12 protein-coding genes and 1 pseudogene are annotated in these 16,791 nt (G+C 54.5%); 4 read left to right on the forward strand and 9 right to left on the reverse strand.

The window, feature by feature from the left end; all coding sequences use genetic code 11:
- Positions 1–33 precede the first annotated feature (33 nt).
- The gene (locus tag ACT9TW_RS12720; protein WP_446492570.1) at positions 34–1,857 is read left to right on the forward strand and encodes a glycoside hydrolase family 19 protein; all 1,824 of its coding nucleotides are present in this window, start codon (positions 34–36) and stop codon (positions 1,855–1,857) included.
- An 84-nt stretch (positions 1,858–1,941) separates the two neighbouring features.
- Here the strand turns inward: ACT9TW_RS12720 and ACT9TW_RS12725 are convergent, their stop codons facing one another.
- The 4 genes and pseudogenes from ACT9TW_RS12725 to poxB all read right to left on the reverse strand — a co-directional run bounded on the left by ACT9TW_RS12725 (position 1,942) and on the right by poxB (position 7,256).
- The gene (locus ACT9TW_RS12725) at positions 1,942–2,955 is read right to left on the reverse strand and encodes an NAD-dependent epimerase/dehydratase family protein (RefSeq protein WP_446492571.1); all 1,014 of its coding nucleotides are present in this window, start codon (positions 2,953–2,955) and stop codon (positions 1,942–1,944) included.
- A 93-nt stretch (positions 2,956–3,048) separates the two neighbouring features.
- The gene (locus tag ACT9TW_RS12730) at positions 3,049–4,485 is read right to left on the reverse strand and encodes a DUF2867 domain-containing protein (protein ID WP_446492572.1); all 1,437 of its coding nucleotides are present in this window, start codon (positions 4,483–4,485) and stop codon (positions 3,049–3,051) included.
- A 14-nt stretch (positions 4,486–4,499) separates the two neighbouring features.
- The gene (gene ltaE / locus ACT9TW_RS12735; RefSeq protein ID WP_446492573.1) at positions 4,500–5,501 is read right to left on the reverse strand and encodes a low-specificity L-threonine aldolase; all 1,002 of its coding nucleotides are present in this window, start codon (positions 5,499–5,501) and stop codon (positions 4,500–4,502) included.
- Positions 5,502–5,539: 38 nt separating this feature from the next.
- Positions 5,540–7,256 (reverse strand): annotated as a pseudogene (gene poxB / locus ACT9TW_RS12740) (ubiquinone-dependent pyruvate dehydrogenase).
- A 152-nt stretch (positions 7,257–7,408) separates the two neighbouring features.
- Between poxB and ACT9TW_RS12745 the strand changes: the two are divergent.
- The gene (locus ACT9TW_RS12745) at positions 7,409–7,843 is read left to right on the forward strand and encodes a DoxX family protein (RefSeq protein ID WP_217186016.1); all 435 of its coding nucleotides are present in this window, start codon (positions 7,409–7,411) and stop codon (positions 7,841–7,843) included.
- A gap of 116 nt (positions 7,844–7,959) precedes the next feature.
- A complete protein-coding gene (locus tag ACT9TW_RS12750; RefSeq protein WP_315685889.1) occupies positions 7,960–9,117 on the forward strand; it encodes a DDE-type integrase/transposase/recombinase in 1,158 nt (385 codons plus the stop codon).
- Between the two features lie 76 nt (positions 9,118–9,193).
- Here the strand turns inward: ACT9TW_RS12750 and hcr are convergent, their stop codons facing one another.
- The 4 genes from hcr to aqpZ all read right to left on the reverse strand — a co-directional run bounded on the left by hcr (position 9,194) and on the right by aqpZ (position 13,741).
- Positions 9,194–10,162: an NADH oxidoreductase gene (hcr, locus tag ACT9TW_RS12755; RefSeq protein WP_182060203.1), complete on the reverse strand. Its 969-nt coding sequence runs from the start codon at positions 10,160–10,162 to the stop codon at positions 9,194–9,196.
- 10 nt (positions 10,163–10,172) lie between these two features.
- Positions 10,173–11,825: a hydroxylamine reductase gene (gene hcp / locus ACT9TW_RS12760; RefSeq protein ID WP_182060204.1), complete on the reverse strand. Its 1,653-nt coding sequence runs from the start codon at positions 11,823–11,825 to the stop codon at positions 10,173–10,175.
- 144 nt (positions 11,826–11,969) lie between these two features.
- Complete coding sequence (locus ACT9TW_RS12765; protein ID WP_182060205.1) at positions 11,970–12,869, reverse strand: lysine exporter LysO family protein; 900 nt, start codon at positions 12,867–12,869, stop codon at positions 11,970–11,972.
- Between the two features lie 176 nt (positions 12,870–13,045).
- The gene (aqpZ, locus tag ACT9TW_RS12770; protein ID WP_446492574.1) at positions 13,046–13,741 is read right to left on the reverse strand and encodes an aquaporin Z; all 696 of its coding nucleotides are present in this window, start codon (positions 13,739–13,741) and stop codon (positions 13,046–13,048) included.
- Between the two features lie 374 nt (positions 13,742–14,115).
- Between aqpZ and ACT9TW_RS12775 the strand changes: the two genes are divergently transcribed.
- A complete protein-coding gene (locus ACT9TW_RS12775) occupies positions 14,116–15,774 on the forward strand; it encodes an ATP-dependent endonuclease (protein ID WP_446492575.1) in 1,659 nt (552 codons plus the stop codon).
- On the opposite strand, the gene ACT9TW_RS12780 is transcribed toward ACT9TW_RS12775, so the two are convergent.
- Positions 15,771–16,727, reverse strand: coding sequence for a VirK/YbjX family protein (locus ACT9TW_RS12780; protein WP_446492576.1), 957 nt, complete (start codon positions 16,725–16,727; stop codon positions 15,771–15,773). The genes ACT9TW_RS12775 and ACT9TW_RS12780 overlap by 4 nt on opposite strands.
- Positions 16,728–16,791: the final 64 nt, after the last annotated feature.

The raw sequence follows: 16,791 nt of genomic DNA on the forward strand, positions 1-16,791 counted from the left end.
CTAACATAATCGTATTTAACAGGAATAACCGAGATGAATAAAAGGACATTACTGAGCGTATTGATTGCAGGGGCTTGCATAGCACCTGTTATGGCTCAGGCCACCATGCTGAAGGCAGAAAGCAGCGAGCCTTACACCATGAAAGCCAGCGATCTGGCGAAAAAAGAGAAAGAACTGACGGATTTTCCGCTGATGCAATCTGTGAAGGATACTATCCGTACGCTGGACAACGCTTCAGTTGAGCAGATTGAGCCAGGCCGCGCTTCCAACCCGGAAAACGTTAAACGCGTAGAAGGGATCCTGAAAGAGAGCGACTGGGAGTACTTGTTCCCGCTGCGCGCCAAAGATTATAGCTACAGCAATTTCCTGAAAGCCGTTGGTAAATTCCCGGCGCTGTGCGACACCTACAAAGATGGTCGTGATAGCGACGCCATCTGCCGCAAAGAGCTGGCAACCATGTTTGCCCACTTTGCCCAGGAAACGGGCGGCCACGAAAGCTGGCGTCCTGAAGCCGAATGGCGTCAGGCATTGGTTTACGTGCGTGAAATGGGCTGGAGCGAAGGCCAGAAGGGCGGTTACAACGGCGAATGTAATACCGACGTCTGGCAGGGTCAGACCTGGCCGTGCGGGAAAGACAAAGACGGTGATTTCCTGAGCTACTTTGGTCGCGGTGCGAAGCAGTTGTCCTACAACTATAACTACGGTCCGTTCTCCGAAGCGATGTATGGTGATGTTAAAGTTCTGCTGGAAAAACCAGAGTTGGTTGCGGATACCTGGTTGAACCTGGCGAGCGCCATCTTCTTCTTCGCTTACCCACAGCCGCCAAAACCAAGCATGTTGCAGGTGATTGACGGTACCTGGCAGCCAAACGATCACGATAAAGCGAATGGCCTGGTCCCTGGTTTCGGCGTGACGACCCAAATCATCAACGGTGGCGTTGAGTGCGGCGGTCCGACTGAAATTGCGCAGTCTCAGAACCGTATTAAGTACTACAAAGAGTTCGCTAACTATCTGAACGTTAAGGTTCCGGCTGACGAAGTACTTGGCTGCGCCAACATGAAGCAATTCGATGAAGGTGGCGCGGGCGCGCTGAAGATTTACTGGGAACAGGACTGGGGATGGAACGCAGATACACCAGACGGCAAGACCTATGCCTGCCAGCTGGTGGGCTACCAGACACCATTCAGTGCGTTTAAAGACGGCGACTACACCAAGTGTGTGCAGAAGTTCTATAACGTGAACATCGTGAATGACGACGGTTCAGCGAGCACACCGGATGAAACCCCGACGCCAGTACCGGATGAAACCCCGACGCCAGTACCGGATGAAACCCCAGCGCCAGTACCTGATGAAACCCCGGCAGCGGTAAACCACGCGCCAGTGGCGCAGATTGCGGGTCCAATTGGTGCCGTTGAAGCGGGTGCGCAGGTTTCTCTGAGTGCTGAAGGTTCTACTGACGAAGACGGTAACAAACTGACCTACACCTGGCGCTCTCAGGATGGCCAGACCGTGACCGGTGAAGACAAAGCGGTTGTGACCTTTACCGCGCCAGAAGCGGCGACAGCGCAGCAGTACGAAGTGAGCCTGACCGTCAGCGATGGTGAGCTGAGCAGCAGCACCACCTACTTGCTGAACGTGAAAGCGAAAGCGGCAACGCCATCACAGGATGAAGGGACTTCCGGCTCTTACGCTGCATGGAGCGCGAACAGCAAGTACAAGGCAGGCGATATCGTGAACAACCACGGTAAACTGTTCCAGTGCAAACCGTTCCCGTACAGTGGCTGGTGTAACAATGCCCCGGCATACTATGAACCAGGCGCAGGTCTGGCATGGTCTGATGCCTGGACGGCTCTGTAAAAAACAAACGGCAACCTTTGGGTTGCCGTTTTAGTGTTTGTACCCTCTCCCCGTGGGAGAGGGCATCAGGCCGCACCCGTTTAACTACCGATGCAATTTCCCGTGATCCCGCAACCATGCCGCCGTACGGATAATCCCTTCATCCAGCGTCACAATCGGCTTATAACCCAGTTCGTTCTCTGCGCGCGAAATATCCAGCGTAAAATCAAAGTTCAGCTTAGACACGCCGTAATGCGTCAGGGCAGGCTCTTTGGCGGATTTATTCCCAAAACGCTCCATACTGCGGGCAATCATATCCAGCATTGGGTACGGCACAGAGCGAATACGGCAGTTGATTTGCAACTCGTCAATCAGCCGCTGAACAATGCTGCGAAGTGTGCAGGGCTCACCGTTGGTGATGTTATACGCACGGCCAGACACCAGCTTATCGCTATCCGACTGGCTTGCCAGCCACATGGCGTGAATGGCGTTTTCGTAGTAGGTCATGTCCACCAGCGCATCGCCGCCACGTGGCAGCAACACGCTGCCGTAGTGGTGCATCATCTGCGCCAGGCGCGGGATAAACACTTTGTCGTGTGGCCCGAACAGGCTTTGCGGGCGCAGTACGGTAAACCGCGTATGCGGGTTAGACTGCGCCAGCAGGTCGATCACCTCTTCACTGGCCGCCTTGCTGCGGGCAAACTCACAGGCAAAACGTGCCGGACGGAAATCTTCCTGAATATCGCGATGATGGTGATAATCGAAATAGAGCGACGGCGAGGAGATATGAACAAAGTTACGCACGCCCCAGGCAACGGCCCATTCGCCCAGACGACGCGTGGCGCGTACGTTGGCAAGATCAAAGGCCTCCTGCGTACCCCAGGGAGAGGTAAAGCTGGAGCAGTGCCACAGCGTATCGATACCGGCGAGCATCACTTTCGCCTGTGAGGAAACCAGTTCCGTCAGGTCGGCATGAACAAATTCTGCGCCCATTTTTTGCAGCAGCTTGCCCATCGCCTCGTTGCGGCCGGTAGCTCTGACGCTAACGCCTTTGTTGCGCAGAAACTCGACCGCGTTTCGGCCTAAGCCGCTGGTTGCACCGGTAACCAGTACCTTCATATCGATCCACTGTGTTGAAAAAGAATTTCGTGCGCATTCTTCCGTGAATTACGCCTGTATGCAATGGGAAAGGTGAAAGAATAAGACTTTTATTTAGATCTTTTCCTTCTTTTGTTCTGCAAGTTGCGCAATGCGTTTTGCCATTCCCCGGAAGATAAACAGATGCGCCGGGATCATCAACAACCAGTAGAACAGGCCCGGCATTCCATGCGGATGCCACCAGGCCCGAACGTCCAGTTCACGGTGGCTGCCTTTATCTTTCAGGGTAAAACAGAGCCGCCCAAGCCCGGGCGCTTTCATGCCAAACAGCAGCGCCAGCTGCTTTTCGGGTTCAACGATGATTACCTTCCAGCTGTCCACGGTATCGCCCACGTTAAGGTACGGATGAGCCGGGCGACCTTTTGCGAGCTTATGCCCAATCAACAGATCCATTGCGCCACGGGTTTGCCAGAGAATATTGCCAAAGAAATAGCGCTCTTTGCCGCCAATCTGGTTAATCACTTCCCAAAGGGCTTCCAGGCTGGCGGCGGTTTTCACCGTACAGCCAGCCTGTTTCGGGTAGTAGCCGTACTCCGGGCGCCAGCGGGCGAAAGCCTGGGCGTCGTAGCCCCAGTCGCTGGAGTTCACCAGTTTTTCTTCTTCTTTGAGTGTGTTGCGTACAGCATCATCAAAACGGATCAACGTTTGCGGGATCAGCGCGCGAAGCTCTCGATCGTCAGCCAGAAGATCGTGTTTTAGCCCCTGGATCAACGCTTTTGCCGTGGTTGGCGGCACTGAGGTAATGACATTCAAAAACCACACGGAGATCCAGCGGGTCGGGAAGGGGATGGGGACCAGCCAGCGATGGCGGCCGCTGACCTGCATGAAATGTTCGAATTGTTCCTGATAGCTCAACACTTCCGGGCCTGCGGCTTCCAGCACCCGATGCTGGTCAGCGGGGTGCTCCAGCAGAGACACCAGATAATGCAGCAGGTTTTCCAGCGCAATGGGCGTGGTACGTGAGCGCACCCAGCGTGGGGGGGTCAGCACCGGCAGGTTATAGACCATATCACGCATCACTTCGAAGGCGGCTGAACCGGCGCCGACGATGATCCCGGCCCGCAGTTCGGTCACGGAGATCCCGGCGCTGCGCAATGTTTCCGCAGTCAGTTGACGCGCGCGCAGGTGATCGGATTGCTCATGAACAGGCGCCTGGAGAGAGCTTAAAAAAATCACCTGTTTAACCGGCGTTTGCAGCAGGGCATCGCGAACGTTCATCGCTACCTGGCGCTCATGGGCGATAAAATCACCGCCTTCGCCCATGCTGTGCACCAGATAATAGAGCGTGTCGACACCTTCCAGCAGCGAAGTCAGGCCTTGCGGCCAGTTTAAATCTACGCTGTGGCAGGTGACGTTCGGCAGGTTTTGCTTTTGCAGGCGTTCAATACTGCGTGCCGCAGCCAGCACCTGATGACCCTGCTGGCTTAATACCGTCGTCAGGTGCTGGCCGATATAGCCACTGGCACCCAGCACCAGAATACGTTGCGGCACGTTACGCTCCTTTGTTAACGCTGTAAAAATGCCTGCCAGTGGCTCACCACCTGGGCAAGCTGCTCACGGCTAACATCAAGATGCATCACCAGGCGCACAATCGGAGAGGCATTCAGCAGAACGCCGCGCGCCTTCATAAATTCGCCCAGCGCGGCCGCGTTATCCTCGCCTACACGAACAAACAGCATATTGGTGTCGTGACGCATCACGTCTGCGCCAATTTCACGCAGTTGCGAAGCCATCCAGGCCGCATTGTCGTGGTCGTCTTTCAGACGCGCGACGTTGTTTTTCAGCGCATACAAGCCTGCGGCAGCCAGGATCCCGGCCTGACGCATTCCGCCGCCGGTCATTTTACGCCAGCGATTTGCACGCTTAATGTAATCCGCATTGCCCACTAACAGTGAGCCAACCGGCGTGCCCAGACCTTTGGAGAGGCAGATAGTGAACGAGTCGCAATATTGCACGACCTCTTTCAGTTCACAGCCATACTCCACGATGGCGTTAAAAATACGCGCGCCATCAACGTGCAGGCCGAGCTTGCGCTCGCGGGTAAATTCCCACGCCGCTTTCAGGTATTCACGCGGCAGGACTTTGCCGTTATGGGTGTTTTCCAGGCTTAGCAGTTTTGTGCGCGCGAAGTGGATGTCGTCGGCTTTGATTTTTGCGGCGACCTTATCGAGCGGCAGGGTGCCGTCAGGCGCAGCATCGATCGGCTGTGGCTGAATGCTGCCGAGCACCGCCGCACCGCCCGCTTCATACAGGTAATTATGTGCACCCTGACCGACGATATACTCTTCACCACGCTCACAGTGGCTCAGTAGCGCCACCAGGTTTGCCTGGGTGCCGGTTGGCAGGAACAGCGCGGCCTCTTTACCGCTTAAATCCGCCGCGTAGCGTTGAAGTTCGTTTACCGTCGGGTCATCGCCGTACACATCGTCCCCGACCGGGGCGGCCATCATCTCTTCGAGCATGGCGCGCGTCGGGCGGGTAACGGTATCACTGCGTAAATCAATCATGGCAAGTCCTTATATTTAAACAGGCGATGCCAGATGTTTTACCTGAGCCAGTTGGTTTTTGCCAGTTCGATTACCTCGTCACCACGGCCATTAATGATGGCGCGCAGCATATAGAGACTAAATCCTTTGGCCTGCTCCAGCTTAATCTGCGGCGGAATCGCCAGCTCCTCTTTGGCGACCACCACGTCCACCAGTACAGGGCCATCGAGTGAAAATGCGCGTTGTAGCGCCTCGTCCACGTCGGCGGCTTTTTCCACCCGAATACCGGTAATGCCGCAGGCTTCGGCGATGCGGGCGAAATTGGTATCATGCAGTTCAGTGCCATCCGTCAGATAGCCACCGGCTTTCATCTCCATCGCCACAAAACCCAGCACGCTGTTGTTAAAGACCACAATTTTGAGCGGCAACTTCATCTGTACCACTGACAGGAAATCCCCCATCAACATGCTGAACCCACCGTCACCGCACATTGCCACCACCTGACGTTCCGGCGCAGTGGCTTTGGCGCCCAGCGCCTGTGGCATGGCGTTGGCCATAGAACCGTGGTTAAACGACCCCAACAGACGCCGCTTGCCGTTCATTTTCAGGTAGCGTGCTGCCCAGACGGTAGGCGTGCCCACATCGCAGGTAAAGATGGCATCGTCGTCGGCGAAATGGCTGATCTGCTGCGCCAGATACTGCGGATGAATGGCTTTGTCGCTCGGTTTCGCCAGGTCGTCCAGCCCTTTACGCGCATCGCGGTAATCGCTCAGGGCTTTATCAAGGAACTTACGATCGGATTTCTTCCAGGTGGGGCAGCAGCGCGGCAAGCGTCGATTTGATATCGCCCACCAGTGCCATATCTACCTTGCTGTGCGCGCCAATACTCGCCGGGTTGATATCAATCTGAATGATTTTGGCATCCGACGGATAGAACGGACGGTAGGGGAACCGGGTGCCAAGCAAAATCAGCGTGTCGGCGTTCATCATGGTATGGAAACCGCTGGAGAAACCAATTAGCCCGGTCATGCCCACATCGAACGGGTTATCGTACTCCACGTGCTCTTTGCCGCGCAGGGCGTGGACAATCGGCGCTTTGAGTTTGCCGGCAAATTCCAGCAGCTCTTTATGCGCGCCCGCACAGCCGCTGCCGCACAGCAGGGCGATATTACTGGAGTAACGCAGCAGTTGAGTCAGCTTTTTCAGCTCTTCTTCGGTGGGGGTAACAACGGGCTGTGGCGCGTGATACCAGTGGGTGCTGGCGCTTTCAGGCGCGGCTTTCAGCGCAACGTCACCGGGTAGAACCACCACCGATACCCCGCGATTTAGTACCGCTTTGCGCATGGCAATCGCCAGCACCTGAGGGATCTGTTCCGGGGTGGAAACCAGCTCGCAGTAATGGCTGCATTCACGGAACAGCTCCTGAGGATGCGTCTCCTGAAAATAGCCGCTGCCAATCTCTGTTGACGGAATATGTGCGGCAATCGCCAGCACCGGAACATGGTTACGATGACAGTCAAACAGACCGTTGATCAGATGCAGGTTTCCTGGCCCGCAGGAGCCTGCGCAAACGGCAAGCTCGCCGGTCAGCTGTGCCTCTGCGCCTGCGGCAAATGCAGCCACTTCTTCATGACGGGTTGGCATCCATTCGATGGTTTTCATCTTGTTCAGGCTATCGCTTAACCCGTTCAGGGAATCCCCGGTAACACCCCAGATACGTTTTACGCCAGCCTGTTCAAGGGTTTTTGCGATGTATGCAGCCACAGTTTGTTTCATGGTGATCCTTCTCCTGTTTGTGATACCGCCTACAAGCTTAGATGAAACTCGCCGCAACGCCCGATGGATCCCCCTTATTTAAAGGTGCTTTTCATTGGTTACTATTCGTCATAATCTGATGATACCTCGGGTAAAAACAGGAATAATTTCAGATGGTTAAAACAATGTTAATTGCTGTTAATAAAAAGCTAGCGTGCGACGATCTCGGCAAACTCTTGTTACGACTTGCCGTGGGTGGGCTGATGCTGTTTCACGGCCTGCATAAGCTGTTTGGTGGCGTGGGATTCATTAGCGGGATGCTGGTGGAAAAAGGGTTACCAGGGTTTATCGCCTACGGTGTGTTAATTGGTGAAGTGGTGGCCCCGGTGCTGATTGTTCTGGGTCTTTTCACGCGTCCGGCGGCACTGGTGCTGGCGTTTACTATGGTGATTGCGTGGCTGATGGTGGGAACGGGTAAAACCTTCGCGCTGGATGCGGTTGGCGCATGGGCCATTGAAAGCCTGGTGTACTTCTTTATCGGCGCACTGGCAGTGGCATTTTTAGGGGCAGGGCGTTACGCAGTGGGGAAAGACCCCGCGTATAAGTAATCGGGGTTTGATGTTGTAGGCCCGGTAAGCGCAGGGTATGAACCGGAAACATGGGTAACACTTTAGACCGGATACATGGGTAACAGTTATAACTGGCATAGAAGAGGAGACTCGCTATGCCCTGGACTGAGACCCAACCTATGCAACGCCTTGATTTTATCCGTGCCTGCCATGCAGGTACGGCCTCCTTCTCCGCTCTTTGCCGTCTTTTTGGTATCAGCCGTAAAACCGGCTACAAATGGCTTGAACGTTTTGACCCTTCTGACCTGTCATCCCTCTCTGACCAGTCGCGCGCTCCGCATTCCCACTCCCGGACAGTTCCTGATGATATCGTCGGGCATCTGACTGCCCTGCGTCAGAAACACCCTGACTGGGGGCCGAAAAAACTGCGGATGTGGTTGCTCAATCACCATGTCGATTTTGCCGTACCTGCCGCCAGTACTATCGGCGATATCCTCAAGCGTGAAGGGCTGGTTCCGGATAAAAAGAGAAAACGCAGAACACCGGGTAATCGCCAGCCGCTGACCACCATCAGTGAGAACAATCAGGTCTGGAGTGCTGATTTTAAAGGCAAATTCAGGTTGCTGAGCGGGGAGTACTGCCATCCCTTCACTCTGACCGACAATCACAGCCGGTATCTGCTGTGCTGCCGGGGAACACACCGGGAGAGTGAGCCCTTTGTCAGAGCGTGCCTGACTGATGCATTCCTGGAATATGGTCTGCCGGAAGTGCTCAGAACCGATAACGGTCAACCTTTCGCGGGAACAGGCATAGCCGGATTAAGCCGTCTTGCAGTCTGGCTAATCAAGCTGGGCATCAGGCCGGAACGTATCAGAAAGGGACACCCGGAAGAGAATGGCCGCCATGAACGAATGCACCGCTCCCTGAAAAGTGCGGTGAAATATGGCAACACCTTCATGACGATGGAAGAACAACAGCGGTGGTTCAGTGACTACCGGGAAGAGTTTAACCACGAGAGGCCGCATGAAGCCCTGGCAGGTGCAACGCCCGGAACGGTGTGGCAACCCTCGGGCCGACACTGGGATGGCAGAGTGCCTGAATATGTTTATCCGACAGGGGGCATGGTCTACAGGGTGAAATCGAGGGGAACACTGTATATGGGAAAAAAGGGGACCGTGTTCCTGAGTGAAGCACTGACTGGTGAGTACATAATGCTGAAAGAACAAGATGATGGCCTGGAAGCCATCATCTTTAATGGAATAACACTTGCGTACTACGACAGTAAAACCCAGAGTGTGCTCCGGATAGACTAAAAGTGTTACCTATGTTCCCGGTCTGATCTGTCACCTATGTATCCGGTCATACAGCAGCGCCACCGGGCTGTCTTTTTTATGCGAGAACCAGGTCACCCTGCGGATGACATGAGCACGCCAGCACGTAGCCTTCGGCGATTTCCGCGTCCGTTAACGTCATGGTGCTGGTGACGGTATAGCTGCCATCCACCACTTTTGTTTTGCAGCAACCACACACGCCAGCGCGACAGGCGGCAACAACGGGGACTTTGTTGCTTTCAAGCGCTTCCAGCAGCGTAGTGCCTACGCGGCCAAAGAAGGTCTGAGCCGGTTGCAGCTTCGTGAACTTCACGCCACTGGTCGCGGCTTCCGCCACCGGGGTAAAGAACTGCTCTTTAAAGAAGCGGCTAACGCCCAGCGCTTTCACTTCGTCTTCCACGATATCCATGTACGGCGCAGGGCCGCAGGTCATCACGGTGCGGGACGCGATATCCGGCACGCTTTGCAGCAGCTCACGGCTCAGGCGACCGGCAACAAAACCCTGTGTTGCGTTATTTTCAGCTACCAGCGTTACCGGGTAATTACGCCATTCGTCGGCAAAAATCACATCTTCCGGCGAACGCACGCTGAAGATCACCTGCACATCGGCCTGCGGACGATTTTTTGCCAGCCAGCGACGCATCGACATCACCGGCGTAACCCCACAACCCGCTGCCAGCAGCAGGAATTTATCTTCCGTCTTATCATCACAGGTGAAATCACCCTGTGCATCAGACAGCCAGATATAATCCCCGCGCTTCACATCGCGGGTCAGCCACTGTGAACCCGCACCGTCATCAATCCGACGGATGGTGAGTGTAATGTATTCGCTCACACCCGGCGTAGAGGAGAGGGTGTAGGCGCGCAGGGTGTTTGTGGAATTGCGGACACTGACCAGCGCATACTGACCTGCACGGTACGGATAGTAGTCATGGCACAGCAGTGACAGCGTCCACACATCCGGCGTCTCCTGATGGATGTGATGAACCTGCATCCGCCACGGACATTGTGAGGTTGGCATCGTCATGAATCGCTCCTTATGCGCTCAGCAGCTGCTGCATATCTTCTTCAACGGTGGTGACCGAACGCAGACCGAATTTCTCGTTCAGCACCGCCAGCAGGTCTGGCGTCAGGAAGCCTGGCGCAGTTGGGCCGGTCACGATGTTGGTCACACCCAGGGAGAGCAGGGTCAGCAGGATGACAATTGCTTTCTGTTCGAACCAGGAGAGCACCAGTGACAGCGGCAGATCATTCACGCCACAGCCCAGTTTTTCCGCCAGGGTTACCGCCAGAATGATGGCAGAGTAAGCATCGTTACACTGACCGGCATCAACCAGGCGCGGCAGGCCTTCGATGTTGCCGAAGTCCAGCTTGTTGAAACGGTATTTCCCGCACGCCAGAGTCAGGATCAGGCAGTCTTGCGGAACGCTGGTGGCGAAATCGGTGAAGTAGTTACGCTCACCGCGTGCGCCGTCGCAGCCGCCGATCAGGAAGATGTGGCGCAGTTTTTCACGGCTGACCAGATCAATCAGGGAATCGGCCGCACCCAGCAGGGTTTCGCGGCCAAAGCCGACGGTGATCAGGTGTTCGATTTCGCTGTACGGGAAGCCGGCCATCTGCTGCGCCTGGGCGATAACAGGTGCAAAATCGTCACCTTCGAGGTGGCTCACACCAGGCCAGCCGACGATGCTGCGGGTCCAGATGCGGTCATCATAGGCACCCACGGTTGGGTCGATGATGCAGTTAGAGGTCATCACGATTGGGCCAGGGAAGCGGGCAAATTCAACCTGCTGGTTCTGCCAGCCGCTGCCGTAGTTCCCGATCAGATGTTTGAATTTACGCAGTTCCGGATAGCCGTGAGCAGGCAGCATTTCACCGTGGGTGTAGACGTTCACGCCCGTGCCTTCGGTCTGTTTCAGCAGGTTGTACAGATCTTTCAGGTCATGGCCGGAGATCAGGATACATTTGCCTTCGGTCGCTTTGACGTTGACCTGGGTTGGGGTTGGATGACCGTAGGTGCTGGTTTCACCGGCATCCAGAATGCTCATGACTTTGAAGTTCATCTGGCCGATTTCCATTGAGCACTCCAGCAGAGCGTTCATATCGGAAGGCCAGGTGCCGAGCCATGCCATGATTTTGTGGTACTGGGCGTAGATATCGTTGTCGTACTGGCCGAGCACGTGAGCGTGTTCCATATAGGCCGCAGCACCTTTCAGACCGTACAGGCACAGCAGACGCAGGCCGAGAATGTTCTCGCCAATCGCCGCTTTGTCTTTGTTCGGGGTAAATTCTGCCGCCTGACGCTGCAAATCGCCCAGGTCGTCGCTCACCAGCTGAAGGCTGGCCATTGGGTTATCCACACGGGCATTCGCGTCTGCATTCAGGGATTGTGCTTTCAGCGCTTCGCGCAGGGCGATGGCTTCACGGGCATAACCGACAATGCGAGGGGAATCAAAGTTTACGTTCGTCAACGTGGAGAAAAATGCGCGAGGTGCAAAGCTGTCTACGTAGTGGTCGATAATGCCGTATTCACGGGCTTTAAACGCCCATGCAGAAAGACCTTGCAGGGCAGCAATCAGCAGGTCCTGGAGGTCTGACGTTTCTGCCGTTTTGCCGCACATACCCTGCGCGTAGGAGCAGCCATTGCCTGCCGGGGTACGGATGGTTTGTTCACATTGCACACAAAACATAATCACACCTGTTAAAGTTATATTTGATATACATCTTTAAGGTTATGCTTGTGCCAGAACGGTGAAAAGCCCTTTCTGCTACAAAATAGAGGGATATTGATTTAGCGCAATTTTGGCGGCAGACAGGCTACCGCCAAAGAAGTATCAGGCGGAGAAGAACGCCATCAAAACAGGAACCAGCAGGCTTAAAATAAAACCGTGCACGATGGCGGCAGGCACCATCTCCAGCCCACCCGAACGCTGTAATACCGGCAGGGTAAAGTCCATCGAGGTTGCGCCGCACAACCCCAGTGCGGTGGAGCGACTGCGACGCACAAGGCCCGGGATCAGCATAATAGCAATCAACTCACGCGCCAGGTCATTAAAGAAGGCTGCGCTGCCAATGACCGGGCCGAAAGATTCAGTGAGCAGAATACCCGACAGCGAATACCAGCCAAACCCGGAAGCCATCGCGAGACCTGTTTTCAGCGGCAGGTCGAGAATAAAGGCATTAATCACACCTGCGACCATTGAACTGGCAATCACCACCACAGCAACCATCATTCCGCGGCGATTAAGGACAATCTGCTTCAGCGTCATGCCATTATTTCGCAGCTGAATACCGATCAGGAACAGGAGGAATATCAAGGTATATTCGCTGGCTTCTGTAGCGTGTTGTAAAAATGCCCATCCGGTTAATCCCAGCAGGAAACCCAGTACCACCACACCGCACAGTTTTAATGATTCCAGCGCCATTGCAATTCGTGAAGGCAACTTTTCCTGATGGTGATGATTTTTCCATGGAATAGTCCGTTCGAGCCAGAACAAGGCCGCGATATTGCACAGCAAAATAACCACAACAGTCACGATGGAATAATGAAGGATTGCAAGCAGATTGACGGCCAGGTTATCCAGGAAAGCCAGGCTAATTCCCATAAAGAATAGAATGACGTAGACAATCCAACTGAGGAAGCGATTGATGAGCCTTAATGCTGATTCACGATGAAGCGGAATAAGGTAGCCCACAATCAGGGGCAGCAGAATGATTAAGAGTCCTGAAAACATGAACAGCCGGGTCCTTATGGGTATCTGTTGAGCGCCAGAGACACTACCCAATAAAGGCTGTCCAGTAAAGCGGCAAAAGAAAGCCGGGTGGCGGCTACGCCTTACCCGGCTTGTGTAGGTGGTGCGGTCTGATGCCCTCACCCCGACCCTCTCCCGGTGGGAGAGGGAGAAAACAGTTAATCGCGTTTTTCCAGCAGAGTGCGGTAGAGCACGCCACCCAGAATACCGCCGATGATTGGCATCACCCAGAACAGCCACAGCTGCTCAAGCGCCCAGCCACCCTGGAAAATCGCCACGGCGGTACTGCGCGCCGGGTTTACCGAGGTATTGGTTACCGGAATAGAGATCAAGTGGATAAGTGTCAGAGCCAGACCAATGGCAATGGGTGCGAAACCGGCTGGTGCATGTTTGTCTGTTGCGCCGTGAATAACCAGCAGGAAGCCTGCGGTCAGCACAATTTCAATCACGATGGCAGACATCATGGAGTAGCCGCCTGGAGAGTGCTCACCAAAGCCGTTAGACGCAAAGCCGCTGGCTGCTGCATCAAAGCCTGCTTTACCGCTGGCAATAACATACAGAACACCCGCAGCAATAATGCCGCCAATAACCTGCGCACCAATGTAGCCAATAACGTCTTTTGCCGGGAAGCGACCGCCAGCCCACAAACCTAATGTCACTGCCGGGTTAAAATGACCGCCAGAAATATGTCCAACCGCAAACGCCATGGTTAATACGGTTAAGCCAAATGCCAGAGCCACACCGACAAAACCAATCCCTAATTCTGGAAATGCTGCCGCCAGAACTGCGCTGCCGCAGCCACCGAACACCAGCCAGAATGTACCAAAACATTCTGCCGCTAATTTTCTGAACATAACCACCTCAATAATAAATTACCGCACACTTTCCCGCATACGGGTTATATCGTCATAAAGGGATGACGACTCAAAGAGTCATTATTTTAGAAACCAACAACACCCCTTCGCCACTTAAATAAATTCGATAAATTTGATTTAAGGCAATGTGATGTCAATCCTTGTTCAAAATGAAGGTTAATACAGCATAGTCCACTTCTCGGGCGGTAGTATCTTGTGTGGTAATTCCTATTTCAAATGAAACGTTGCGGGGAAATTCTGATTTTTTCGTGCGGCTTCGGAATAACTGAGGTGTATTACAGTGTTATGCAGGGCTTCCTCCCGCTATACTCCTGATAACTTGAAGGAAAAAGCGACCTATTCGCGGGGGATTTATGCTTCTCGAACGTGTGGATATTGTGGGATTTCGCGGTATTAACCGCCTGTCGCTGACGCTTGAGCAGAACAACGTTCTGATTGGGGAGAACGCCTGGGGTAAGTCCAGTTTGCTGGATGCGCTCACGTTGCTGCTGTCACCGGAGGATAAACTGTACCACTTTGTGCACGATGACTTCTGGTTTCCTCCGGGCGATGTTACGGGGCGTGAAAAGCATCTGCATATTATTCTGACGTTCCGGGAGGCAGAGCCGGGCCGGCACTGTGCGCGCCGCTTCCGCCCGATGTCGCCGTGCTGGGTTCCCTGCGATGACGATTTCCACCGTATCTTCTATCGCCTGGAAGGCGAGTTGGGCGAAAACGACACTGTGTTAACCCTGCGCGAGTTCCTTGATGGGAAAGGTAACCCCATTCCGCTGGATAACATCGACGAACTGGCCTACCACCTTATTCGCCTTACACCGGTACTGCGTTTGCGCGATGCGCGATTTATGCGCCGTATCCGTAACGGCACCGTACCGAATATGCCGGAAGTGGAAGTCACCGCACGTGAACTGGATTTCCTGGCACGCGAGCTGGTTTCTCGCCCACAAAATTTAACCGACGGCCAGATTCGTCAGGGCCTCTCGGCGATGGTACAACTGCTGGAACACTACTTTTCCGAGCAGGGGACCTCGCAATCTCGCAACCGCCTGATGCGCCGCCGTTCTCATGATGAACAGCGAAGCTGGCGATATCTCGACATTATCAACCGGATGATCGACAAACCCGGTGGGCGCAGCCACCGGGTGATCCTGTTGGGGCTATTTTCCACACTGTTGCAGGCGAAAGGCACTGTCCGGCTGGACAGGGACGCCCGTCCGTTGTTGCTGGTGGAAGATCCTGAAACCCGTCTGCATCCCATTATGCTTTCCGTCGCGTGGCATTTACTGAATTTGCTGCCGCTGCAACGCATCACGACCACCAACTCCGGGGAACTGCTGTCGCTCACGCCCGTTGAGTACGTCTGCCGTCTGGTGCGCGAATCCTCACGCGTTTCTGCTTATCGGTTAGGGCCGGGTGGGTTAAATGCGGAAGATGGCCGCCGCATCGCATTCCATATCCGCTTTAATCGCGCCTCATCGCTCTTTGCGCGCTGCTGGCTGCTGGTGGAAGGGGAAACGGAAACCTGGGTCATTAACGAGCTGGCGCGCTTGTGTGGGCACCATTTTGATGCCGAAGGCATTAAGGTGATTGAGTTTGCCCAGTCGGGGTTAAAACCGCTCATCAAGTTTGCCCGTCGGATGGGAATTGAATGGCACGTTCTGGTCGACGGCGACGAGGCGGGTAAAAAATACGCCGCTACCGTTCGCAGCCTGCTGAATAACGAGCGGGAAGAAGAACGTGATCATTTGACCATGCTCCCGGCCATGGACATGGAACACTTTATGTATCGTCAGGGATTTGATGATGTTTTCCACCGTGTAGCGATGGTGCCGGTCGATGTGCCGATGAATTTGCGCCGGGTGATCGCGAAGGCAATTCATCGTTCGTCAAAACCGGATTTAGCCATTGAAGTGGCAACAGAGGCAGCGAGAAGGGGTGTGGAGTCAGTGCCAACGCTACTGCGGAAAATGTTCTCCCGCGTGCTGTGGCTGGCACGCGGGAGAGCCGATTAAGTGCGGCTTGCCTGGATAACCTGATCGGTCAGGCTATCCAGCAGCTCATAACGGCGGCGATACTCAGAGCGTTTTTTGCTCGCAATCTCTTCCATAAGTTTGCGCGGCATCGTGAGCGGCAGAACGAAGTTGCCGTTATCACATTTTTCACCGCCAATGGAAAGCCAGAAGCTGTCGTAATCTGCCAGCAGTTTGCCCTCTTTTTTCTTGCGATAACGCCAGCTACGGTAGATGTGGGTGGCGTTACTCACCGCGACAATCTGCTCAACCGGGAAGGCGGTTCCCAGCGTCATCGCGGTTTCAACCAGCAGACGTTTTGGGAACAGGCCGTGACAGGCTTTCGTCGCCCCCTGAATCAGCTCGTGAGGTACATGGGCTTTTGCACCCTGCAACCCGCCAATAAAGAGTGTGGATTTCCCTTCGAACTGACACAGTGTAAAAGTTATCTCAGCCAGAACGGTGTTCTGATGGTCGCAAAACGCCAGTGTCGCTTCACCTTCTTTATCGAGGAAGGCATCGGCGCACAGACGCACAGTAAATTGCTGTTCATCTTTGCCTGTTAGGGTCAGCAGCGTCATGCCGGGTTTAGACAAATAGCCGTTCATCAGGGTTGCCGGAAGATGGCGACTCATCGCCTGGTAATGCCAGTTGAGAGACTCAAGCGCGTGCTGGCGGGTCATATTGACCGTCAGCCACGGGCGATGCAGACGACACGGCAGACCAGGCTGCACCTGTAGCATTTGCATTAAGCGGGGTTGTTTTGCCAGGTTTGCCAGCAGACGCGCGGTGCTGAATGGCGTTGCCAGCGAACGTAACATGAATTTACGTCGATAAGAGGGGTTTTGCCACGCAAGTCCGGGCGTGAGATTGCCAAGCGCCAGGTTTTTGAACAGCTGCCAGCCGGATTTGGGTTGCGGCTGATGTGAAAAAGGTGTGTCGACGATGGAAGACATGATAGATCTCGCTTCTTTTGGCAGACCTTTATTTCAGCAGGAGGTATATCAATATCTCGTAAAC

This window comes from Enterobacter sp. C4G1, from assembly GCF_052886895.1.

Excerpts from the sequence above, each read along its gene's own strand:
- ltaE (WP_446492573.1), bottom strand. The coding sequence starts at position 5,501 with ATGATTGATTTACGCAGTGATACCGTTACCCGCCCGACGCGCGCCATG.
- hcr (WP_182060203.1), bottom strand. The coding sequence starts at position 10,162 with ATGACGATGCCAACCTCACAATGTCCGTGGCGGATGCAGGTTCATCAC.
- ACT9TW_RS12775 (WP_446492575.1), top strand. The coding sequence starts at position 14,116 with ATGCTTCTCGAACGTGTGGATATTGTGGGATTTCGCGGTATTAACCGC.
- ACT9TW_RS12745 (WP_217186016.1), top strand. The coding sequence starts at position 7,409 with ATGGTTAAAACAATGTTAATTGCTGTTAATAAAAAGCTAGCGTGCGAC.
- hcp (WP_182060204.1), bottom strand. The coding sequence starts at position 11,825 with ATGTTTTGTGTGCAATGTGAACAAACCATCCGTACCCCGGCAGGCAAT.
- ACT9TW_RS12780 (WP_446492576.1), bottom strand. The coding sequence starts at position 16,727 with ATGTCTTCCATCGTCGACACACCTTTTTCACATCAGCCGCAACCCAAA.
- ACT9TW_RS12725 (WP_446492571.1), bottom strand. The coding sequence starts at position 2,955 with ATGAAGGTACTGGTTACCGGTGCAACCAGCGGCTTAGGCCGAAACGCG.
- ACT9TW_RS12765 (WP_182060205.1), bottom strand. The coding sequence starts at position 12,869 with ATGTTTTCAGGACTCTTAATCATTCTGCTGCCCCTGATTGTGGGCTAC.
- ACT9TW_RS12720 (WP_446492570.1), top strand. The coding sequence starts at position 34 with ATGAATAAAAGGACATTACTGAGCGTATTGATTGCAGGGGCTTGCATA.
- aqpZ (WP_446492574.1), bottom strand. The coding sequence starts at position 13,741 with ATGTTCAGAAAATTAGCGGCAGAATGTTTTGGTACATTCTGGCTGGTG.
- ACT9TW_RS12750 (WP_315685889.1), top strand. The coding sequence starts at position 7,960 with ATGCCCTGGACTGAGACCCAACCTATGCAACGCCTTGATTTTATCCGT.